This window comes from Desulfobacterales bacterium, from assembly GCA_034003325.1.
In the GTDB taxonomy this organism is placed as follows: Bacteria; Desulfobacterota; Desulfobacteria; order Desulfobacterales; family JAFDDL01; genus JAVEYW01.
The window spans coordinates 67,404-90,217 of record JAVEYW010000005.1; the positions used below are offsets into that span (position 1 = coordinate 67,404).

Here is a 22,814-nt window from a genome sequence, read left to right on the forward strand (position 1 = left end):
ATATGGAAACAAAAGCAAAAGGTATTCTTCAAGGCCTGTTCAAGGAAGCATCGGATTTTGGAATGATTCTGGCCGTTGTCGGCATTCTGGTGGCCATGGTGCTGCCGATTCCGTCCTTTATGCTCGATTTTCTGCTGGCGCTGAACATTACCATTGCCATCATCGTCCTGATTACGGTGATGTACGCTCAGTCCCCCCTTGATTTTTCAATTTTCCCTTCCATGCTGCTGATACTGACCCTTTTTCGCCTGTCCCTGAATGTCGCTTCCACGCGGCTGATTTTGCTGCGCGGCAACGAGGGGCCGCTGGCAGCCGGCGCCGTCATCAAATCGTTCGGCAGTTTCGTGGTGGGCGGCAATTACGTGGTGGGTATGATCATTTTCATCATTCTGGTGCTGATCAATTTCATCGTCATCACAAAGGGCTCGGGCCGTATCGCCGAAGTGGCGGCCCGATTCACATTGGACGGCATGCCGGGCAAGCAGATGGCCATTGATGCGGATTTGAACGCCGGCATCATCGATGAAAATGAGGCCAAAGCGCGTCGGGAGGAAATTGCAAACGAATCCAAGTTTCACGGCGCCATGGATGGCGCAAGCAAATTTGTTCGCGGGGATGCGATCGCGGGCATCATCATCACTATAGTGAATATCGTTGGCGGGTTTATCATCGGGGTGTTCCAGAAAAACATGAGCATGATGACGGCCGCCCAGAATTATACATTGCTGACTGTTGGGGACGGGCTGGTATCCCAGATTCCAGCCCTGATCATTTCTACCGCCGCGGGCATTCTGGTTTCCAGAGCCGCTTCGAATGATCGAATGGGAAAGGAATTCAGTCGTCATATTTTTTCTAATGCCCAGCCTATTTATATCGGTTCCTTTGTCGTGTTCCTGTTCGGGTTGGTTCCCGGTTTGCCGGCTGTTCCGTTTATCGGACTGAGTCTGCTGTTGGGTGGCTCGGTGTATTTCTTTCAAAAGCAGCGGGCCGCGCATCCGGAAGTGCTGCCGGAAAGCACCGAAGGGGGCGAAACCGAAGCCTCTCCGGGTCCGGAAGATGTAGAACATCTGCTTTCTCTGGACACCATGGAACTGGAGGTGGGCTATGGCCTGATACCGCTGGTGGACCGGGACCAGGACGGAAGCCTGCTGGGTCGCATTCGCGGCATTAGACGTCAGTTTGCCAGTGAAATGGGAATTATTATTCCCCCCATTCATATTCGGGATAATCTCAAGCTAAAACCCTCCGGTTATCGTATCGTGATCAAAGGGGTGGAAGTCGCTCAGGGCGAGCTGATGGTGAATCATCTGCTGGCCATGGATCCCGGCGATGCCGTTCAGAAAGTGGAAGGGGTGCCCACCAAGGAACCGGCTTTTAATCTGCCGGCCATTTGGATTCCCTCGGCTCGGGAGGAAGAAGCGAAGTTTTCCGGTTATACGGTGGTGGATAACGCAACCGTCGTGGCGACGCATCTCACCGAAGTCATTCGCGAAAACGCGCCGGATCTCATGGGTCGTCAGGAAGTTCAGCAATTACTGGATAATCTGGCGAAAACCAACCCAAAGGCGGTAGAAGAGCTGGTGCCGGGATTGCTGCATTTGGGCGGGGTTCAGAAGGTGCTTCAGAATTTGCTACGGGAACGGATTTCGGTTCGGGATCTGTTGTCCATCGTGGAAACCCTGGCTGATTATGCCCACATGAGCCGTGATCCGGATCTTCTGACCGAATATGTCCGACAAAAACTATGCCGCTCCATCATCAGCCCGTTTTTGCAATCGGGCAGTGTTCTACCGGTCATAAAGCTGGACGGCAAAACAGAGGAAATGCTGACCAATTCGGTACGCCATACGGAGCAGGGCTCTTATCTTGCGGCGGAACCCGGTACCGTGGAGGCGGTGGTGTCAAGAATAAATGATGAGGTCCGTAAATGTGCTCAGACCAATTTGCAACCGATTCTTCTCACAACGCCCGTCCTGCGGCGCCATTTGAGAAAACTCATTGAACCTGTGGCATCCAGCGTGATGGTGATCTCACACGCTGAAATCGTGTCAAACATTCGCGTTCAGGCGGTGGGAAAGGTAGCGATTCGGCATGACGGCTAAAACCTATCAGGCAAAAAGTATTCAGGAAGCCATCGGCAAAATCAAGGCCGAAATGGGTGCCGATGCGATGATTCTATCGACGCAGCGGTTGCCTAAAGGGCCCCGAAATCCTTATGGGACGAATATATTTGAGGTGGCGGCGGCACCGCCAGGTGTTGATGTAGCCGCAGTGAAGAAACCGGCGTTCGGTGAGTCGATCGGTGGGGGGGACCATTGGCTTAATAGGGATTCCGGGGACAACGCTGCCGCCGGAGAAGCCGATATGGGATGGGATGAAATTCGATCGGAACTGGTGACCATCAAAGACATGCTGTTTCTCTTCAATCAGGTAGGGGCAATGCCGGATTTTGTTCAGATGCACCCGGAGTGCCTCAACCTTTATGCCCGGTTGGTCAGAGCCGGTATTTCAGAGCAACGGGCGCGCGGGTTCATGAAAAATGCCGGCGCCTTCTCCGGTCGGACAAGTACTCGGGAAATTGCGAAAAACGTTCTTCGGGAAATTTTATCCAAGATTGAGATACTTGATCCGTTTGCTGAAGAAAGCGGCGGGCGGCGGGTGGCCGCCTTTATCGGTCCCACCGGCGTGGGGAAAACCACGACCATCGCCAAGCTGGCCGCGGAACTGAGCTTGAAACAAAAAAAGCGGGTCGGCATTATCTCCATTGACAGTTACCGTATTGGTGCGGTGGAGCAGCTTAAAACTTATTCGGACATTATGGGCCTGCCGTGTTTGCCGGCATTTTCAGCTGAAGATTTTCAACTCGCCCTCTCACGCATGGAAAGGCGAGAAATTATTCTGGTGGATACCGCAGGGCAAAGCCATCTGGACATGGACCGCATGCGGGAGTTGGGTCGCCTCATGGCCGGTGGCGATTCGAAAATCAGTAACCACCTGGTGCTCAGCGCCACGGTAAAACGGGAGGACATGCGGGAAGCGGCCGAAAATTTCGCCACCTTATCTCCTGAAACCTACGTGTTTACAAAGGTGGACGAAACGCGCACTCGGGGTGGATTGATCGATCAGTTGATGGATTTGAAGCTGCCGGTATCCTTTGTCACCAACGGCCAGCGGGTGCCGGAGGATATTATGAGCGCGACGAAAAAGCGGATACTGCAGCTGGTGCTGGGAGACAGTCAATAAGGATATAATAACCGTCTTCAAGCTTTCCAGCTTCAAGCCTTCAGCCTCCGGCGAAGCCGGAATAGGGGAGATTTACAGTGGATCAAGCAAGCAGCTTAAGAAAAATCATCAGTGACAAGGTTTCGCAGACCAAACGACGCAAGCCCGGCTCATCGGCGCCGAATCGGAACCCCAACGTTATTCATCGGGTCATCTCGGTTACCAGCGGAAAGGGGGGGGTCGGAAAGACAAATATTGTTGGTGGGTTGGCAGTGGCGTTGACCGAGCTCGGCCATAAGGTTCTGATTCTGGATGCGGATTTGGGGCTGGCCAATATCGACATTATTTTTGGCGTAAATCCCCGGTATAATATCGGCCATGTGTTGAGCGGTGAAAAAAGCCTGAAGGATATCATCGTGGATGGCCCTGGCGGCATACGGATTATTCCGGCTGGCTCCGGGTTTGTCAACCTGACGCACCTTACTGATGGGCAGAAGCTGAGTCTTATCGGGGAGTTTGATGCGCTTGAGGACGAGTTTGAGTTTTTTCTGATCGATACCGGTGTCGGTATTTCGTCCAATGTGACCTATTTTAACCTGGCTGCCGATGAGTGTATTATCGTCGTGACTGCCGAGCCCACCTCGGTTACCGATGCCTATGCCATGATCAAGGTGATGGCGAAAGATTACGGTGAAAAACGTTTCAGGCTGCTGATGAATATGGTAAAAGATGAAAAAGAAGCCAAAACCGTCTATTCGAGCCTCTGCAACGCGGCGGATAGCTTTCTGAAAGGGGTTGTGCTTGAGTATTCGGGGTTTATTCCCATCGATGAAAATGTGCGTCACGCGGTTCTGAAACGAAAGCCGTTTCTGAATCTTTATCCTCAGAGCGCGGCGAGCCGAAATATGCGGGAAGTGGCGGCGGATCTTTTGGAGAACCACCGGTGCGTGAATATCAACGGCAATATCAAGTTTTTCATGAAACGATACATGGCATGCTGGGAATAGACAACACAACGCTAAATGGTCCGGGACGGCTTGATGAGAAGACGCGAGAAGCGTTGATTATCAAGTATGCCTATCTGGTCAAGTACATTGCCGGCCGTATCGCTATAAAAGTCCCTTCCTCCGTTCAGTATGACGAGCTGGTCAGCGCCGGATGCATGGGGTTGATCAACGCAGTGGATCGATTCGACCCTTCCCGCCAGACCGATATCAAAACCTATGCCGAATACCGGATCAAGGGGGCGATCCTTGATGAATTGCGCCGCATGGATTGGTATTCCAGATCCATGCGCAAGAAAGTTCAGGAAATAGAGGCCGCCGTTAGGGAGGTTGAGGCGAAAAAAGAACGCCCTTCATTGGATTCGGAGGTAGCGGAGGCGCTCGGGATTTCCCTGGCGGACTATCACACGCTTTTAGGGCATATTTACAGCGCCACCGTCTTGAGCCTGGATGAATTTCTAAGGGGAAGTGAGGGAGAAAATTCCCGAAAGCGATCCTTTCAGGAGCGCATGACCAGTCCGGATGATCCGTCCGATAGCATCACGAAGCAGGAATTACGGCAGGTGGTGGCCCGGGCAATTGCGACATTGAGCGAAAAGGAGCAGATGGTCATTTCTCTTTACTATTATGAGGAGCTGACCCTCAAGGAAATCGGTCAGGTGTTGGACCTGACGGAATCCAGAATCTGTCAGATTCATACTCAGACCCTGATTAAGCTCAAAGTGCGCCTGCGTGCCTACTATCATATGGAGGCGTAACAGCAATTCAGAGATTTTAAAAAAAGAGCGTGGTACGACGCGATGGCGAAGAAAAAAGAAACTTTCACAGTGACCGAGTACGTGAGCCAGGAAGATATTGACAGCGTCCTGAACGCGGCATTTGAAGAATATGCCGAAGCGCAATCCGAACTTGAACTGTCGGATACGGATCTGGTAGCGGCCGCGGTTGATGATTTTGAGTTAGACGATGACGATTTCGGGCTCATTTCCAATGAAGACATTGAAGCCTTGTTGAAAGGCGCAGCGAATTTTGACAGACCTGCGCCGCCTCGTATGCCCTCGGGCGCAAAAGCCGGGAAGACGCCGTCTTTCGAAGAGGAAGGCAGCATTGTCAGTCAATGGGATATCGATGCGCTGTTAAGCGGGGAACTAACCGGCGCGTCCGCCTCGCCGGCCGCAGCGAAAAAGGTGCCGCCTGAGGAGGCAGAAGACGTTGCGGGCGGTCTGATATCTCAATCGGATATTGATGCATTGCTTAATGCGGATATGAATGCGGAGGCGGCTTCGGTTACCGAAGCGGCGCCCGGAACTTCAACCGAAAAAGATACGGGCGGTCTGATCGCCCAGTCGGAAATTGACGCATTGCTCAGTGGGGCCGGCAGCCGGGCCATGGATGTCGGTAAAACAGTTCTGTCCTCTGCCTCGGAAGAAATTTTTGAACCCAAGGAAAGAAATGAAGACGGCGAATTGATATCCCAGACGGATATCGATGCGTTATTGATGGAGGCGCTAAATTCCGAGGAGACCTCTGATGCATTTGAACCCGAGGCGCAGCGTGACGCTGTCGCGGAAAAAACCGAATCAGAAAAGGCAATCAACGATTTGGCGGAAGATCGCTTGGACGAGGATGTAGCCGCAACGACCGTCATATTGGCCGTGGATGAGGAAGCGAATGCGCCTGCTGTGTCCATCCCATTTACCGTTTCGTTGGCGTCCTTTCGCTGGTATCTGAGGAAAGGTTATCAAATTAGCGCAATGGCTGCGCTGGTCCTGATGTTGTCTTTTTCGGTTTTATTCGTACGGTTTCGTTCCCCGGAGGCAAACCCTCAGCCCGTTGTGCTTACCTTTCCGATGCCGAAACCCGATGCAAAAGCCCCGGCGCTTGTCGGCGGGGGGGCAACGAACATCACCATGCCGGGCTTTGTGGTATTGGCTTCAGACGACAACAGTAGCGTCACCTATGTGACGGCAGACCTTTTGCTTGATTTTTCAGATGCGACGATGGCGGCGATGATTAAAGATCATGAGGCCTTTGTCCGAAATATAATCTATGGCGTGATACATAATGCCTTGCTTTCTTCCGATAAAGGGAAATTTAATAAAATAAAGGTGGCGCTGTCGGTGCGGGAGGCGTTGGCTCGCTTGGTGCCCGGAGAAACCATTCGCGTTGTTTCGTTTGAGAAATTTGAAATGATTTAATTGTTGAGGCAACGGATATGTCAGGTATTGCCAATCTGAATATGGTGGTCCAGCAGGGAAACAGCGCGCAGGAAATGCAGCCGGCTCGTCACTTGAATCCCGAGCAGAACCAGATGGTTGCCTCACAACAACAGGGGGAGAAGGCACTCAGGGAGCACACCACGGTTCAAGCGTCAGGCGACATGGAAAAAAACACGCTGAACGGTGACGGCGCTGCAAAAGGGCGTTATTTGCTTCGGCAGAAAAAGAAACGGAAAATCAGTGACGCGGAACAGGAGTTGCGGCCTACGGGCAGACTGTTGGATACGGTCGCTTAAGCCGGCAAAGCCCGTAAGCTGGGCGGCTTGAAACTGGAAGGCCATAGGGGCTCAAGAACAAAAAAAACATTTGAGAGAATTGAAAGGGCATGGAATTTACTTATATCAATTTCTGGATCATTTTTCAGCTGGTGATTGATTTGGCCTTGGTAGTGCTGATACTGTTGCTGATCCGAAATATGAAAACGATGCTTCGCAAAGAAGCGGCCCGGGAAACATCCCGGGAAGTTATCGAGTTGATGGCGCCCTTCATCAAAGAGACCCGGGCTGTCGCTGTTGCCTTTGAAGACCAGTTAAAAAAGAAAAAAAAGTTGGTTTATCAACTGAACCAGGACTTGGACAACCGCATTATCAGCTTGAACATGTTGCTGAACCGCGCAAAGGCCTGTCTGGATGATCCGCTCGGCGCACTCGTAACCCCGGGGCAGGTCTGTAAACAAACCGAAGCGATTTTGGAACTTCACCGTCAGCATCTGGATGTTGAAACCATTGCCAAAAAGCTGGCCATGCCCAAGGGTGAAGTCGAACTGGTGATTGATCTGAAAACCAAATTTCAGCCGGCAGAGTAAAAAAAGGCTGTGAATATGCCCATTATTCCTCGATACTCACAGCTTTTCGCTTCTCTTTCATCCCTCACGTCTCATTTCTCGACGCTCAAATCCCCTCCTATTCTAATTTCGTCCGCCGAGTTTATTCTTGACGGAAAAACAAGCGACAAACAGCCTGCCTTTCAATTTGAAAAAGGGCAGTTGTTCAAGGCCCGGGTATTGGACGTGCTTTCTCCGCGCCAAGCCCTTTTGTTGATTGATGGCAAGAAAGTGCAGGCAAAAACCTTCGTGCCGCTGAAACCGGGGCAGGAAGTTCAGGTTCGGGTCTCCCAATCAGGGGATCAGCCCGTTCTTCGGCTGGTGCAAACCGCTGAGGGAAAATTGCCCGAAGCCTTTCAGGGGTTGTTGAAGTCCTGGGGCGAATCCGGGCCGTTCGGTCATCTGGATTTGCTTCTGAGCCGGAGGATGATGAGCGCGGGCAACCGGGAGGGCAGCCTCGGGACGTTGGTGTTCTCGCGGTTACAGCAGATGGTGACCGCGATCTCGCTAAAGTCCGGCGATGCGGAGCCGCGGTTTTTAAGTGACCTGATTCGTGGCAGTGGGTTGCTATGGGAGAATAAACTGCTTTCTCTGTTATCATCCAGTGGGGGCATGCAAATGAGCGGTCTGGCGCCGCTGATAGAAAACGATATCAAGGGGCTTGCCCTTCAGTTGCTGGCTGCGGAGCCCGGCGGCGGGCCGGTGCCCGATGGCCTGAAAGCTTTTTTGGAGGGCCTTGAAAATCTGCAACTCTTCAACAAATATGCCGATGAAGAATCCGGCCGCTATCTGTTGCCGTTGCCGGTATTGCTCGACGGAAAATTAACGTTCGGGCAGATGCTGCTGATTCTCGGGGATGGCCGGAACAACAGCGAGCGTGGTGAAAACAGGTTGGTGACTGTTTCATTTCTTCTTACCTTATCCCGGCTCGGCGAGATTAGAGCGGATTTTTCAGTTTTGGGCCGAACCGTAACCGGTGCCTTCAGCGTGGCGACGGAAGAAATTAGGGCATTTATCTCGCACCACCTGGGCGAATTGGGCCAAAAGCTTCAGTCAAACGGATATGAAGTCATCGATATCGGTTGCCGGGTTGTGGGGCTGGAGGTTCTCGCGGAAACGGCACTTTTCGACAAGGCCATTGAGGGCGCGCATAACGGCGTTTTGAACCTTGTCATCTGATCCGACAATGGCCGTCATTATTTTGACTGAATGGACGAATTGACCCATGAAAAAAAAGCAACCCAAGAAAGCGGTGGCGCTTCAATACCGTCACGGCCAGGATTCCGCGCCCAAAGTGACCGCCAAAGGCAGCGGATATGTGGCAGAGCGGATTATCGATGCGGCCAGGGCTCATGGCATACCGGTAAAAGCGGACCCCGATCTGGTGGCCGTGTTGTCCAAGCTCGATATCGAGGCTCATATTCCCCCCGGTGTTTATGTGGTTGTCGCAGAATTACTGGCATTTGTGTATTCCCTGAACCGGAAAAAAGAACCCGCCTAGGCATATTTTTCCCTTCGTTTCAGCTTGCGCTGATTCACGGAACATTCACTGAATTCGCTCGCCTTCTCCCGGATACCTGTCATGCCGCGGCCATGGTGGAAATCAGCGGCAATCGGTTATGATAACGTTAACCTGCTGTATATTAATTCGAATATAGCTGTTGCGGGGTTCCGGACGAAGGGTTGCGTTCCGCGGCTCCCGTGTGCCAATGTCATAAGAGAACAAAGGTGTTCTCCATTGGCATTTTTATTGCATTTATAGTGAAAAACACCTGATTTTCAGCTTAACCATTAACGGGAGATGGCAGCGTGATTGTTGAAATGAGCAAAGCGGTACAAGGCGCTCTGCGATTGGACAAGAAGTTCGATGTGATCGCCAACCACTTGGCCAATGCGGGAACTGCCGGATACAAGGCCGAGACCCTGTCGTTTGACGGCCTGTTTCAGGCGCAAATGCGGATTGATATGAGCCAGGGCAGCGTTCAGCCCACCGGCAACCCCCTGGATCTTGCCATTACCGGTGACGGCTTTTTTAAAGTTCAAACCCCCAACGGGGATCGATATACTCGAAACGGAACGTTTTTGCTGGATAAGGATAACTATTTGATTACCCAGGAGGGCTATCGGGTGTTGGGGACGAACGGGCCGCTGAACCTTGAAGGAACCCGGGTTACGGTCAGTGAAAACGGGGACATTATAGTGGATGGATCACAGGTGGGCACGTTGAATATTGTAACGCTTGCCGACCTCGGGAAGCTCGAAAAAGAAGATGCGGGCCTTTTGATTTACAAGGGATCCCTTGCGGATGAACGCGAACCGGAACGCAAATCGGTTCAGCAGAATGCGATTGAACAGTCGAATGTGTCGGCTGTTGTGGAAATGGCAGAGATGATCACGACGAGCCGGCACTTCGAGTCCTTTCAAAAACTGATACAAACCTACGATGAAATGGACGCCAAGGCGGTCAGTGAAGTCGGGTTGGTAAGATAGGTTGGCGTTAATCATTGAGAGACGGGCTTTGGCCTATACAACCAATTCCGGCCTAGCCGGCATAAGGGAGACAAGAAATGATTCGAGGATTATGGACGGCGGCATCGGGCATGACGGCCCAACAGCTCAGCGTTGATGTCAGTGCGAACAATCTGGCCAATGCCAGCACGGCCGGCTTTAAAAAGAGCCGAAATAACTTTCAGGATTTAATGTACCAGACCCTTCAAATTCCCGGAGCGGATGCGCCGGGCGGCGGACAGGTGCCTTCCGGTATTCAGGTCGGTATGGGGGCTCGGCCCGTCAGCGTTCAGAAGATCTTTACGCAGGGCGATTATGAACAGACTGGAAACCAGTTGGATATGGCCATTGAAGGAGATGGGTTTTTCAAGGTGATCAGCGGGGATGAAGAACTCTACACGCGTGCGGGGAATTTTTCCCTGGATAGCGAGGGGTATGTCACTACGTCGGCCGGAGAACGATTGCAACCGGAAATAACCGTTCCGGACGGCACGACACTCATTACGATTCAACCCGATGGCACGTTGACCGCTTACGGGAGTGGAGAAGAGGCCTTGGCGACGGCGGAAATCACCATTCACAGATTCATGAACCCGGGGGGGCTTTACGCGATGGGTCGAAATCTGTTGCGAGCCACCGAAGCTTCCGGAGAAGCCACTGAAGGAACCCCAGGCGAGGAAGGGTTCGGGACGATTGCCAATCAAATGCTCGAGATGTCCAATGTGTCCGTTGTGGAAGAAATGGTAGCGCTTATTGTGGCGCAACGGGCCTACGAGGCAAACTCCAAAGCGCTTCAGACGGCCGATACGCTGCTTCAAATGGCCAATAACGTGAAACGATAATCAAGCAGGCCGATGGCTGAATGGGTAGTAAACGGGTGATAACGCTATGCGGGACGAGCGACCTAATTTTTTGAAAGCACGTATGATTTATTTTAAATGGATGGTGGGCGTTTTTTCTTTGCTTTTCTTCCACTCCGGAAGCGCTGTGGCGTTGGATTCGATCAGCGTTCGGATTGACGCTGCCGGTCGGGTCGCGGGGGAGAGTATTTTTCTGAAAGACATTGCGATGATTTCGGCGCCGGCCGCTTTAAAAGATAAAGTAGGCGACATTCGACTGGGACGCGCCCCTCAGCCTGGAAAAGAGAAAAAGATATCCGGCCGGCGCATTATGGCCATCATCAAGGCCGCCGGGGTGCTGCCGGCTGATGCGGCGGTGTCTGTTCCGGACACGGTTTGCATTGAGGGTGCTTATCAACGCCTTCAGGAAGCGCTCCTGAGAAAAACGTATGATGGATTTCTTTCCAATGCGCTTAAAGGAACGCAGTTCGAGGTGCGCCGATTCAAGGTGCGGGGTGCGAACCGGTTCCCCCTCGGCAAACTGGCGTTGACGATTGCCCCGTGCGGCAAGCAAGCGCTGATGGGAAATGTCAGTTTGAGCGCCACCGTTCGAGTGAATGGAAAAAAATGCGGAAAATTGACGCTGCTGGGCTGGGTGGACCGATTTGCCCGGGCGGTTTGCGCCGCTCGGGCCGTTGCGCACCATGCGATTCTCACGGAAGCGGATTTGACAGTGAAATCTGTGAATTTATCTGAATATCCACCGGGTGTCCTTGTCGATATCGCAGAGGCAGCCGGGCAATTGGCCAAGGTTTCCATTCGGCCGGGCACGCCCATTCGTTCCGCCATGCTGGAGGTTCCGCCGCTGGTTCAGAAAGGAAATCGGGTCAAAATACTGGCCGGCTCGGGGAAACTTAAAGTGACGACCATGGGGATCGCGAAATCCTCCGGTGGCATGGGAGAACAGGTTCGGGTGGAGAATCCTACGTCCAACAAAATCATCATCGGACGGGTTTCAGGGGAATCCACTGTGGACGTATTATTTTAGGGGTCTGAATATGAGAAAGAAAAAGATGACACGATATTTGGTTGGGGTGCTGGCGGTAATGGGAATGGCCGGATGCGTTACGAGCCGGGTGGCCGCTCCGATGGCGGTGTTGAATTTGAACCAACCGGCGCCTTCACCGGTAGTTGAGCAAATGGTTGCCCCTCCCGATGAAGGCTCATTGTTCAGCGCTTCGGCAGCGTCTCTTTTTGTTGATCCCAAGGCCAGGCAGGTAGGGGATACGCTCACCGTCGATATCGTTGAAAACACCTCCTCCGAGTTGGAGGCGAACACCAACACCAGCCGCACCTCGGATATTGACGCCGGTGTGGAGCACATGCTCGGCTACATGCGGGCTTTGGAGGCCAAGAACCCGAATTTAAACAAGAATAGCAAAGGCGCATTAACCGATACCCTCTTGAAAGCCAGATTGAGCAACAGTTTTGACGGGGAAGGCACCAGCGATCGCTCCGGCAGTGTCACTGCTTCCATTGGCGCACGTGTGGTACAGGTGCTGCCGAACGGCAATCTGGTGATCGTGGGGCGCAGGGAAATGAAAGTGAACCGCGAAACGCAAATCATTGCACTTTCCGGCATTGTGCGGCCCATGGATATTGATGGCGCCAATCGCGTCAAATCGACTTACCTGGCCGATGCCCGGATCGAATATTACGGCACCGGCGTTTTAGCGGACAAGCAGCAGCCGGGGTGGTTGACGCGGGTGGTTGATTTTGCATGGCCGTTTTAATGCATTCAAAACCGTAACGGTCTTTTTAGCAGGGGATGCGGACACATGATGTATCGAAAAGGAAAATCGATGAAGCGGATTTTTATGATCATTGGCATGATCGTGGGGGTCGTGGGCTTTTTGGCGCAGCCGGTGATGGCTGCGCGTATCAAGGAGTTGGCCGCGATTAAGGGCATTCGGACCAACCAACTGGTGGGGTACGGGCTGGTGGTGGGGTTGGACGGAACCGGCGATAAATCCGGTACCGAGTTCACCATTCAGTCTCTGGTAAGCATGATGGCCCAAATGGGCGTTCGTGTGAGCGCCAATGATGTGAAGGTTAAAAATGTGGCCGCCGTCATGGTGACCGCCAAGATGCTTCCCTTTTCAAGAATCGGTAACCGCATTGATGTGATGGTCTCTTCCGTGGGAGATGCCAAAAGTCTGGTGGGCGGCACCCTGCTGTTAACTCCCCTGAAGGCGGTGGATGGTCAGGTTTATGCGCTTGCGCAAGGCCCGGTTTCCGTGGGCGGCATCGGTGCGGCCGGAGCCGGTGGAAGTGTGACGAAAAATCATTTGCTCGTGGCCAGAGTAGCGGACGGCGGCAGTATTGAACGGGAAGTGCCGGTTCAGCTCAACGGCAAGGAAAGTCTGACCATGACGCTCTTTAACCCGGATTTTACCACGGCCCTTCGGGTCGCTGATCGTATTAACATCGCACTGGGCACTCGGGTCGCCCATGCGATTGATTCCGGCACCCTGACCCTGAATGTTCCGGAAACGCAGCGGGACGATGTCGCCGGATTTTTGGCGCGTGTGGAGACCCTGGATGTTGAGCCGGACGTGGTGGCTAAAATTATCGTGAATGAAAAGACGGGTACCGTGGTGGTGGGTGAAAATGTGCGTATCTCCACCGTGGCCATTTCCCATGGCAATTTGAGCATCACGGTTCGTGAATCAGCTGATGTCAGTCAGCCTGAAGCCTTCGGACGGGGCAGCACCGTGGTGACGCCTGTGACGGACATCGAGATCAAAGAAGAGGGTAACAAGCTGATGCTGATCGAGTCGGGCACGACCATTCGGGAACTGGTACAGGCACTTAACGCGGTGGGGGTTACCCCCAGGGATCTGATCAGCATTTTTCAGAGCATCAAGGCCGCCGGTGCCCTTCAGGCGGAATTGGAGATCATATAACAACGGTTGCGCGTTAAGAAGGAAGGCGGATTGTATGGATATGGAAGAATTGGCGGGCGCCGTCGAGAAACCGGTTGCCTCCGGTTCCCGGAGCGCAACGCTCAAGGGGCAATCCAATAAGGATTTGAAACTGCGAAAGGCCTGCGCGGATTTTGAGGGTATCATGCTTCAATACATGCTCGAAGCGATGAGAAAGACGGTGGGGGAGGGGGGGGTGTTTGCGGGCAGCCCTCAGAAGCAACTTTATGAATCCATGTTCATTCAGGAGGTCAGCGCGACCCTGGCAAGCGAAAAGAGCCTTGGGTTTGGGGAGGCGCTTTATCGACAAATTAAAGGACCAGGGGATGCGCGGGAAGCGGTTTCCGGTATTCCTAATCCGGCAAAGCCGGATGCTGGAAAGCTGAGACGCCGGGAGGCATAAAAGCCATTTTTCACCCTTGGCGAATATACACGCGAAAGCGGTCATGTTTCTGGTGTAGGGTCTAATAACACAGCGGCTAAAGAAGTCGACCGGGTCGACCGATACAAGTAAAAGAGATCGTGATAAGGAGCGAGGTTATGGATACAGCGGCACTGGTTTTTTTGTTCCAGGAAAAGCTCATGCTTTACCATGAGTTGATCGAGGTGTTGAAGGCCGAGAGAGAGTGGATTGTCTTGGCGGAAACAGACCGGTTATGGCAGGCTTCCGATAGAAAACAGCGAATTGCGTGCGGTATCGAGGATATTCGGCAACGTATTCTTGAAGCCCTTATCCATGCGGGCATTTCCCATGAAATGAAAAAAGCCTCTTTCCGATCCGCCGAAGTCATTCGCCTGGTACCGCTGGCGGTGCGAATCGCGTTGCGGCCGCTTCAGAACAGCCTGATTCTGTTAAAAGAGGAGATTCAGCAGCGTACCCGCGAAAATGTTGCGTTTGTAGAGGAGTATTTAAGCACGCTGGATGATTTGATCGGTATTTTCACCCGGGATAATTCGGGCGGCGCTTTTTACGATCGAAGTCGGCAGGTTGACCATACCCGGTCCCGCTCTCTGATGCACCGGGAGGTATAGCCATGTCCGGAATCAACATGGTGCTGAATACGGCCAAACAGTCGCTTGCCGCCAACCAGATAGGACTCAATGTCACCGGCAATAATATCGCCAACGTCAATACGCCGGGCTATAGCCGACAGACCCCGGTATTTGACAACCGGGATCCGATTTCACTGAGCCGGTTTACCATGGGAACGGGCGTTGAGATAGACGGAATTGTCCGTTCCAGCAATTTTTTGATTGAAAAACAACTGATGAATCAGAAGTCGGAGCTGTCGCGCTATGATGAAGCGCAATCGTACATGACGGTGTTGGAAAGCCTGTTTAACGAAACCTCCGAAAACAACCTGAGCGAGCAACTCAGCGATTTCTGGAATTCCTGGCAGGGTCTTTCCAACATGCCGACCGGATATCCGGAACGGATAGCGGTTTATGACTCGGGCGCTCGTTTGGCCGAGCAGTTTCAGTGGTTGTCCGACGGCATGCATCACATAGACGTCGATCTTGCGCATGAATTACAGGCGGGGATTGATCAAATAAATGCCTTATCAAATCAACTCGCTGAAATTAATGTCGATATTATCAGCAGCTCGGTCAACGACAATCCCAATGACTTGCTGGATAAACGAAACACGCTGGTGAGCGATTTGGCGCAGCTTATCGACATACAAACCTATGAACAGCCCACCGGCAGCCTGACCGTGGCGACCAACACCGGCCATATTTTGGTTTACGGCGCGGACACCTTTCAACTTCAATTGCACGCAGGCCAGGTGAGCTGGGTTGATTCCCAGGGCAGCGATGTGGATATTACCGACAAGATCAAAGGCGGCAAGCTGGGCGGGTGGCTTGAAATGCGGGATGAGATCATTCCCAAGGTTCGTCAGGAGTTGAATACCTTGGCGGAAGAATTGATCTGGTCGGTCAATTTGCAGCACAGCCAGGGGGTGGGGCTTAATTTTTTTTCAAGCGCCCTGACCGGAACCTACCGGACCGACGCCACTCAGATGCTTAGCACGCTCGAGTTCGGGGACCGTATTGATGATACGGGTGAGTTTAAAATATGGGTCAGGGACGCGGGCGTGGTTTCACCCGTGCCCGTCGATATCACGGTTGACATGAATGGTTCCGATGTCACGGTGAGCAATTGGGCGGGGGCTGCACCAGGCTCTTTTCAATACAAGATGACCGTGACGACGGGCGGGGATGTGGGGCCGGCGGTATCGGATCCGGTGATCTCCTGGGAGAAATTCAACCCGGACGGCTCTTCGACGGGCGAGACCGGTACGGTTACCGTGACGGATGTCAACACGCTGGTGGGCACGGTAGATGGCTTGACCTTTGATATCGGCGCCGGTGCCCTGTATGAAGGAAACACCTTTTCGATTCATACCGATGCGGCGGGAGCCGAGGACGCTTTAACGTTCAACGCCGTGTCCGGCACCGCGAAAAGCGTCCAGGATACCTATGTCTTTACTGTCAAAAACAGCGGTGGAATCGGAACCGACCCGATCGATATTGAATGGCGCAACGGCGCGACATCCGGCACCTTTACCGTGGATCCGACAAAACCGGCCGTCACCGTAGACGGCATGACCCTTGATTTTGCAAGCGGTACCCTGTTCGGTGGAGAAACCTTTACCGTATCAACTGATAGCGCCGGCACTCCGACAGAACAGATGCCCACCCAATGGCACTGGACCCTTTCATCGTTCGCCACCGCGTTTAACAGTGCAGCGGATGCGGTCGCAGGCGCTGGTCCGGGCAGCGGTTTTGTGCAAGCGTCGATCACCACGGATAACAAGCTTACCTTTTCTCCTACCGGGACGTATCAATTTGCCTTTTCGGATGATTCTGTTCAGGATGCCGGTTTGGCCGCTGCGTTGGGGTTTAATACCTTTTTTACGGGCGCAAGCGCTCTTAACATGGCGGTTAACAGCGTATTAGAGAATAAAGACCATATTGCCGCGGCCAGACTCGATGATGCCGGTGCATACGGCGCGGGCGACAATAGCAACGCCATTGCCGTTGCCGATATTCAGTATGTCTCTCACTCGATGACCCAATGGACCTACGACCGGAGCAGTTCTGATCGGTCAGGCACAACGAGCAACACCCTGGAAGGATTTTATCAGGGCATGATCGGTGCTCTTGGCATTAAATCGGCCAGTATCAATCGAAACGCGCAATTCAGCCAGGTGATGGTGGAGAACATTCAAGGGCAACGGGACGCGCTGTCCGGGGTGAACCTGGATGAGGAAATGGTCAATCTGATGAAATATCAGCATGCATTTGCCGTGGCTTCAAAGCTTTTGACCACCGCGGATGAAATGCTACAAACCTTGCTTTCGGTAAAATAGAAAGCCACGTCGCCCCAAGAGGATATATGCCATGAGAGTTACGCACTCCAGCCTTTACGATGCTTCCAAGACCCGGTTGGGAACGCTGGTTGAAGAATTTAATAAGGCCAATCAAGAGGTCTCGACCGGGAAAAGAATTAACAACATATCCGATGATCCGGTGGGACTCAGCCGTGTGCTTGCGTTACGCTCCAGCCTGGCGAACCTGGACCAGGTGACGGAGAATATCAGAACCGCCAACACCTGGTTGACCGAGGCTGAGACGGCCCTTGGTAGCATTGAGGGCGTGTTGGGGGATGCCAAAGTACTTGCCATCGCGATGAACAACGCTTCGATGTCCAACGAAGAGCGTGCCAATGCGGCGGTTCAGATACAGGAAATGCTCGGTCAGATATTGGATCTTGCGAACACCCAGGTCAACGGGCAATTTCTATTCAGCGGCACCAAGGTCGATACCAAGCCCTATGCTTATGATGATCCCGAAACCCCCTCGGAGGCTATCTATTCCGGGAACGAGGCGGCCTTTACCCTTAAAACGGGAAGAAACACGAATATCGTGGTCGGTTATGCGGGGGACGATATTTTTGACAGCAAAAGGCTGACCGTGGATGATACCAATCATAAAATCGATTTTACGGAAGATGACGGCAGCGGCATGGGGGCTGAAATCACGGCCACCATTCCTGCCGGCACCTATACGCGAGAAGAAATCGCCACCATCATCGGCGCGGCCATGACGGATGCGTCCGCAGCGGGAATGACTTATACCGCGACCTACAACAGCGACAAAACCTACACCTTTCATCACGACGGCGCGGATATGAGTCTGTTATGGGGCTCCGGGTCGAATGCGGCGCAAAGCATCGCACCGGATATCGGCTTTGACCCGGTGGATGTTTCCGGCAATGATCTGCCGAGTGATAACCCGGCGGACTGGAGTGTCTATAAAACCCTGATTGATTTGAAACAGTATTTACAAAGCGGCAGCTCGAGCGGCATTGAAAGATCCATGACCCGTCTGGACACGCAATTTAACAACATGGTCAACGCCGTCTCCCAGATCGGTTATAAAGGCGTTTCCCTGGATATTAAAACAAGCGTGGTCGAAGAATTGAAGCTTAGCCATAATACGCAAAAATCCGATATTGAAGAAGCCGACATCATCGAGGCTATCAGCCGATTGCAGGCAAAAGAAAATGCCTATAAAGCGGCCCTCTCCGCCACATCGCGCATCATGCAGCTTAGCTTGGTGGATTATCTGTAACAGCCGGCAGTTGGTTTTCCCCCGGTTTCTCCCACCCGAGATTTCCTATAAACAGATTTTCTATAAACACAGATTTTCTATAAACCTTGACATGGCTGCAAAACGACTTTATCTTCTACACTTTTTCATCTCAATAATTGCAACCGATTGACAGGGAGGTACCGATGTTTAATGCCTATTCGAAGAAACTGGCGATGATCGCCATGGTCATAGCGGTTTTTTTTGTTGTTGCCGGTGTTAGTGAACTGGCTGAAGCCCGTTCACGGTCCGGCGGTCGATCTTTCAGCAGAAGCACCAGACCTTCGGCGCCTTCCCGGCAAGCAGCGCCGAGCCAATCCATGAACCAAAAGGCGCCTGGCGCTTTTTCCAGCCCCTTTGCCCGGGGGATGGCCGGCGGGCTGCTGGGAGGAATGCTCGGCGGAATGCTTTTCGGCGGTATGGCCCACGGAACGGGAATGGGCGGGCTGGGCGGCAGCGGCATCGGCTTGGTTGAAATCCTGTTGCTGGCCCTGCTGGGATATTTTCTGTATAAAAAATTTCTCAGACCGCAGGCATTGGTTACGAATAAAGGCCCCGCCCCGGTTTTTGCCCGCAGCATGCCGGAGGCGGTATCAGTCTCGGATTTTGAGCCGGATTCTGAAACGGTTCCACCGCAATCCCTTGTGGATGGGGTCAAAGAAATCTGGCGTGTGGATAATGAGTTTAATCCGGAGGGGTTTAAAGAAACCGCTCAGGACTTATTCTTCAAGATTCAGGCCGGCTGGACCCGTAGGGAAACTGAAGGGCTGAACGATTTTGTCGGGCAGGAATTATTGAATGAATACGCCGGGCATTTCGCACAGATGAAAGAGCAGGGACAAATTAATCGATTGGAAAATATCGCTGTACGCAAAGTCGATCTGATGCAGGCCGGCGTGGAGAACGGGGAGATTTTTGTTACCGTACGGTTTACTGCCAACCTGCTGGACTATACCGTGGATGAAAAGTCAGGCGCCACGATCAGCGGGGATATGCACAACCCGATAAAGTTTGAAGAATTCTGGACTTTTGCCAAGCCGGTCGGCGGTTCACGTTGGAAACTGGAGGGGATTGAACACTAAGAATCTATCCTTTCTTGTGACGGGAGCGGCCGTCCTGCTCCGGTAGCGCAAGACCGATTTTTTTTATCCTGCGAAATAGCGTGGTTTTGTGAATGCCGAGCGCTCGCGCCGCCGCCTGCCGGTTGAACCCGTTTCGTTCGAGTGCGGCGCGGATGGCTTGCGCATCGAGAATGTCGTGGGCGGATCGCATATCGGTATTCGCGCTTTTTGCTGTGCCGTGGGCTGTCAACTCCCCAGGCAAGTGCGTGATGCCGATCTGCCCATTGCCGCAGAGAATGAAAGCGCGCTCGATGGCGTTTTCCAGCTCGCGAATATTTCCCGGCCAATCATGGGCCATGAGAAGGGATAGGGCTTCCGCGGCAATTCCCTGAACGGATTTTTGTTGCAACTGGTTGAACCGCGAGATGAACTGGTCCACCAGGAGGGGGATATCCTCTTTGCGCCGGCGTAACGGGGGAAGTTCGACGCGCACCACGTTGACACGGTAGTAGAGATCTTCCCGGAAAAGCCCCTGGCGCATCTGCTCGGCCAGGTCTTTGTTGGTGGCCACGATCACCCGAACGTCAGCGGTCTCGGAACGGGTCGCTCCCAACGGCTCGTATATCCGCTCCTGCAACACGCGCAGGAGCCTGACTTGGAGCGCCGGGCTGACCTCGGCGATTTCATCGAGAAAGAGGGTTCCGCCCTTGGCCAGCGCAAAGCGGCCCGGTTTGTCCTTGGTTGCGCCGGTAAAGGCGCCGGCTTTGTAGCCGAATAACTCCGACTCCAGCAGCGTGTCGGGTAAGGCGCCGCAGTTTACCGCGATAAAGGGATTCTGATTGCGAGGGCTGAGCGAGTGAATGGTTTGCGCCACCAATTCCTTTCCGGTGCCGGTTTCCCCGAGAATGAGAACCGTGCTGGGGCTGGCGGAGATGGCGGGAAGAACCTCAAACAAGCGTTGCATCAGGGGGCTTCGGCTGCTCAGATTACCAACCTTGAATTTGCCCGCCAATTCCTGGCGCAATGCCTCGAGTTCCGATAGATCGCGGAAAGTCTCCGCCCCGCCGATCACGCGGCCCTCGCCGTCCCGCAGTACTGCGGTGGAGATGCTGATGGGAATGCGGTTTCCGTCGGCGTCGATGATGTATCCGGATTGGCCGATGATGGGCTCCCCCGTCCTCAAGGTTTGCTGAAGCGGGCAAGCGGCGCCGCACATGCTGGAACGAAATACATCCGCGCAACGTCGATTAATGGCTTCCTTGCGCGACACCCCCGTAATTTCTTCGGCGGCCCGGTTGAAAGATGTGACACGCCATTGCAGATTCACCGTAAAAACGCCGTCCGAGATGCTCTCCAGAATGACTTCCGTCGGTGTTCGAATTATTTTCGTTGCACTCTTGCTGCGGCGCATTTCGTTGCACTCCTGAAAAGTCTTTTCCGGTCGCTTCCAACCAACCATCAGGACCTATTATGCAACGCGAATGCAATAATGCAAGCATAAAGCAACATCATCGATTCGAGTGAAAACCCATATTATCGGGTCGCTTTCCGGTCATTTGAGAATTTCCTCAGATAGAAGATGTGGTCGTGGTACCTTATTTCCAATAGATCCCCTCGGGTTACCAGCCGATCAACCACCTGCCACGAACATTCAGCCCGGGACAAAAGCTCGCCGACAGCCTCTTTTCGCATCGGGTGAACAGCGGTTATGCTCAGAAGGTCTTTTTCAATATCGCCGGTAAAGGCAAAGGCGTTGCCTTCATAACCGATCAGGTATTCCACCCGGTTAACCTTGCCGGAAAGAAGTTGATATGCCCGGTTCAGGGTTTCTTCATTTGGGACACGCGCCCATTTCTCCGCCGGGGGACGGGTCGGAATACTCAGATAGGCCGCAACCGGCTGCAACTGATAAAGAAAATCGGCTACTTCCTTCATGCGGTCCTCGTTGTCGTTGACTCCTCCGAGGAGCATCGTTTCCGTTACCAGTCGGCCGGTGAAAGACTTGGCGAAGGCGCGTACTCCCTCCAGAATCAGGGACAGCCGCAACATGCTATGAGGCCGATTGATGCGTCGCCAGATGGCTTCTTGAACCGTATCCATTTTTAGTGACACCCAATCGGCCATGCATAGTTCTTCTCTTACGTCATCGCGCCATAAAAGCGAACTGTTGGTGATGACACCGACAGGAACCCCCAACGTCTTTAAGCGCTCGATTTCCTTACCCAGGTTCACGTCCAGGGTGGGTTCGCCATCCGGGACGAAGGTAAGGAAATCGACGTGTTCCGAAACGGCACTTGCTGTAGCCAGTTTACGCTGAACTTCTCGAAAAATGTCTTCAGGCTCATAGAAGGAGCAGCGATCGTGTTCCAATCGCGTGGTTCGTCCCACTTGGCAGTAGATGCAGGAATAGGAGCAGACCTTAGCCGGAATGTTATTAATTCCGAGGCTTTTCCCCAAGCGCCGTGATGGAACGGGCCCATAAGCGAAATGGATACTGCTTTCGGTCATGATTCTCCTTTGCCTGATTATTCCGCTTCGGCTTCGTTTAGGATTCGGCTCAAACGCTTCTTGATATCATCCAGTTCCGACTGCAACGCCTCGGCTTGCTGCTTAAGTGCATGCTTTTCCAGTGTGGGATCGTTTTGCTGATACGGCATGGCAGATCCGCCATATCGCATCCAGCCTGGTTGGCCGGTGGCATAGAACATATTTCGCCACCCCCTGCGGCCGCCTCCACGCGCCGCGAATCCCGGGCCTCGCCCAATGCCTATACCAACATCTCGTCCCGGCGCAAAATTTGAATATCCGGGTGTACCAAACCCAGCGCAGAATCCGGCTGCGCGTCCGGTCATGGATCCCATTCCCCTGGGACCTGTTCCATCGCCTCCTGGCATTGTCGCATCCTCCTATATTAAAGGTTCATTGTGATTGCCTTGTCATGGTGCTGCCGCACTTCGGGCATTTGCACGCGATACAAGGCACGCCGCGTTTATGCGGCTCTCTTTGTCCGCATTGCGGGCAAACGCAGTAACCGATAGGGCCGGCCGCCGGCGAGAGGGTCATGCGGCCGAGTTTTTGGTTGCCTTGACGTCTCCGGCTGCGGCAACCCGGCATGGCGAAGGTGGTTTGCGCCAAATTGTCATGAAGCCAAGCCTGAATGACCTCGCTCAGATCGCCGGCCACGAAGGGAACCACCTTGATTCCGTAAGCAAGAATCAACTCGTGCATCGGTCTTGAGATCGCACCACATACCAAGGTGGTGATGCCCAGCGCCACCAGCGTAAGCGTTTTTTGCACCGGCAGATCTTCCGGTAGCGTTGCCTGTGTCTCAGCAACAATCCGCCCCGCTTCGCTTTCAACAAGATGAAGCTGCCTTGCCGTGTCAAAAACAGGCGCGATTCGATTTTCCCAGTATGGGAAGGCTGTTTTCATCGTTAG

General features: G+C 53.2%; 23 protein-coding genes. 19 read left to right on the forward strand and 4 right to left on the reverse strand.

Going from position 1 to position 22,814, the window contains the following annotated elements; all coding sequences use genetic code 11:
* The first annotated feature begins 2 nt into the window (after positions 1-2).
* The 19 genes from flhA (at position 3) to RBT11_06670 (ending at position 19,397) form a co-directional block, all read left to right on the forward strand.
* Positions 3-2,102: a flagellar biosynthesis protein FlhA gene (gene flhA, locus RBT11_06580; GenBank protein MDX9786420.1), complete on the forward strand. Its 2,100-nt coding sequence runs from the start codon at positions 3-5 to the stop codon at positions 2,100-2,102.
* Entirely contained in the window at positions 2,092-3,243 is a 1,152-nt protein-coding gene (gene flhF / locus RBT11_06585) for a flagellar biosynthesis protein FlhF (protein ID MDX9786421.1), read from the forward strand. Before flhA ends, flhF begins: the two co-directional genes overlap by 11 nt.
* A 77-nt stretch (positions 3,244-3,320) precedes the next feature.
* Positions 3,321-4,229: a MinD/ParA family protein gene (locus RBT11_06590; GenBank protein MDX9786422.1), complete on the forward strand. Its 909-nt coding sequence runs from the start codon at positions 3,321-3,323 to the stop codon at positions 4,227-4,229.
* The gene (locus RBT11_06595) at positions 4,217-4,984 is read left to right on the forward strand and encodes a FliA/WhiG family RNA polymerase sigma factor (GenBank protein ID MDX9786423.1); all 768 of its coding nucleotides are present in this window, start codon (positions 4,217-4,219) and stop codon (positions 4,982-4,984) included. Before RBT11_06590 ends, RBT11_06595 begins: the two co-directional genes overlap by 13 nt.
* 42 nt (positions 4,985-5,026) lie before the next feature.
* Positions 5,027-6,424: a hypothetical protein gene (locus RBT11_06600; protein MDX9786424.1), complete on the forward strand. Its 1,398-nt coding sequence runs from the start codon at positions 5,027-5,029 to the stop codon at positions 6,422-6,424.
* A gap of 17 nt (positions 6,425-6,441) precedes the next feature.
* Entirely contained in the window at positions 6,442-6,741 is a 300-nt protein-coding gene (locus RBT11_06605; protein ID MDX9786425.1) for a hypothetical protein, read from the forward strand.
* A gap of 89 nt (positions 6,742-6,830) precedes the next feature.
* On the forward strand, positions 6,831-7,310 hold the full coding sequence (locus tag RBT11_06610; GenBank protein ID MDX9786426.1) for a hypothetical protein: 480 nt from the start codon (positions 6,831-6,833) through the stop codon (positions 7,308-7,310).
* A 15-nt stretch (positions 7,311-7,325) separates the two neighbouring features.
* Complete coding sequence (locus tag RBT11_06615) at positions 7,326-8,507, forward strand: hypothetical protein (protein MDX9786427.1); 1,182 nt, start codon at positions 7,326-7,328, stop codon at positions 8,505-8,507.
* Between the two features lie 46 nt (positions 8,508-8,553).
* Entirely contained in the window at positions 8,554-8,829 is a 276-nt protein-coding gene (locus tag RBT11_06620; GenBank protein MDX9786428.1) for an EscU/YscU/HrcU family type III secretion system export apparatus switch protein, read from the forward strand.
* A gap of 308 nt (positions 8,830-9,137) precedes the next feature.
* A complete protein-coding gene (locus RBT11_06625; protein MDX9786429.1) occupies positions 9,138-9,818 on the forward strand; it encodes a flagellar hook-basal body protein in 681 nt (226 codons plus the stop codon).
* A 77-nt stretch (positions 9,819-9,895) separates the two neighbouring features.
* The gene (flgG, locus tag RBT11_06630) at positions 9,896-10,678 is read left to right on the forward strand and encodes a flagellar basal-body rod protein FlgG (GenBank protein MDX9786430.1); all 783 of its coding nucleotides are present in this window, start codon (positions 9,896-9,898) and stop codon (positions 10,676-10,678) included.
* Between the two features lie 82 nt (positions 10,679-10,760).
* A complete protein-coding gene (gene flgA / locus RBT11_06635) occupies positions 10,761-11,723 on the forward strand; it encodes a flagellar basal body P-ring formation chaperone FlgA (protein ID MDX9786431.1) in 963 nt (320 codons plus the stop codon).
* A 10-nt stretch (positions 11,724-11,733) separates the two neighbouring features.
* Positions 11,734-12,468, forward strand: coding sequence for a flagellar basal body L-ring protein FlgH (locus RBT11_06640; protein ID MDX9786432.1), 735 nt, complete (start codon positions 11,734-11,736; stop codon positions 12,466-12,468).
* A 45-nt stretch (positions 12,469-12,513) separates the two neighbouring features.
* Entirely contained in the window at positions 12,514-13,641 is a 1,128-nt protein-coding gene (locus tag RBT11_06645; protein ID MDX9786433.1) for a flagellar basal body P-ring protein FlgI, read from the forward strand.
* Positions 13,642-13,675: 34 nt separating this feature from the next.
* Positions 13,676-14,062, forward strand: a complete 387-nt coding sequence (locus RBT11_06650; GenBank protein MDX9786434.1) for a rod-binding protein — start codon at positions 13,676-13,678, stop codon at positions 14,060-14,062.
* A gap of 137 nt (positions 14,063-14,199) precedes the next feature.
* On the forward strand, positions 14,200-14,691 hold the full coding sequence (flgN, locus tag RBT11_06655) for a flagellar export chaperone FlgN (GenBank protein MDX9786435.1): 492 nt from the start codon (positions 14,200-14,202) through the stop codon (positions 14,689-14,691).
* Positions 14,692-14,693: 2 nt separating this feature from the next.
* Complete coding sequence (gene flgK, locus RBT11_06660) at positions 14,694-17,033, forward strand: flagellar hook-associated protein FlgK (GenBank protein ID MDX9786436.1); 2,340 nt, start codon at positions 14,694-14,696, stop codon at positions 17,031-17,033.
* 31 nt (positions 17,034-17,064) lie between these two features.
* Complete coding sequence (flgL, locus tag RBT11_06665; GenBank protein MDX9786437.1) at positions 17,065-18,297, forward strand: flagellar hook-associated protein FlgL; 1,233 nt, start codon at positions 17,065-17,067, stop codon at positions 18,295-18,297.
* Between the two features lie 164 nt (positions 18,298-18,461).
* Positions 18,462-19,397 (forward strand): Tim44 domain-containing protein, encoded by a 936-nt coding sequence (locus RBT11_06670; GenBank protein ID MDX9786438.1) that lies wholly within the window; start codon positions 18,462-18,464, stop codon positions 19,395-19,397.
* Between the two features lie 4 nt (positions 19,398-19,401).
* On the opposite strand, the gene RBT11_06675 is transcribed toward RBT11_06670, so the two are convergent.
* The 4 genes from RBT11_06675 to RBT11_06690 form a co-directional block, all read right to left on the reverse strand.
* A complete protein-coding gene (locus tag RBT11_06675; protein MDX9786439.1) occupies positions 19,402-20,787 on the reverse strand; it encodes a sigma 54-interacting transcriptional regulator in 1,386 nt (461 codons plus the stop codon).
* A 122-nt stretch (positions 20,788-20,909) separates the two neighbouring features.
* The gene (locus RBT11_06680) at positions 20,910-21,884 is read right to left on the reverse strand and encodes a radical SAM protein (GenBank protein ID MDX9786440.1); all 975 of its coding nucleotides are present in this window, start codon (positions 21,882-21,884) and stop codon (positions 20,910-20,912) included.
* Positions 21,885-21,901: 17 nt separating this feature from the next.
* Entirely contained in the window at positions 21,902-22,270 is a 369-nt protein-coding gene (locus tag RBT11_06685) for a DUF5320 domain-containing protein (GenBank protein ID MDX9786441.1), read from the reverse strand.
* Positions 22,271-22,295: 25 nt separating this feature from the next.
* Complete coding sequence (locus RBT11_06690; protein ID MDX9786442.1) at positions 22,296-22,808, reverse strand: NifB/NifX family molybdenum-iron cluster-binding protein; 513 nt, start codon at positions 22,806-22,808, stop codon at positions 22,296-22,298.
* Positions 22,809-22,814: the final 6 nt, after the last annotated feature.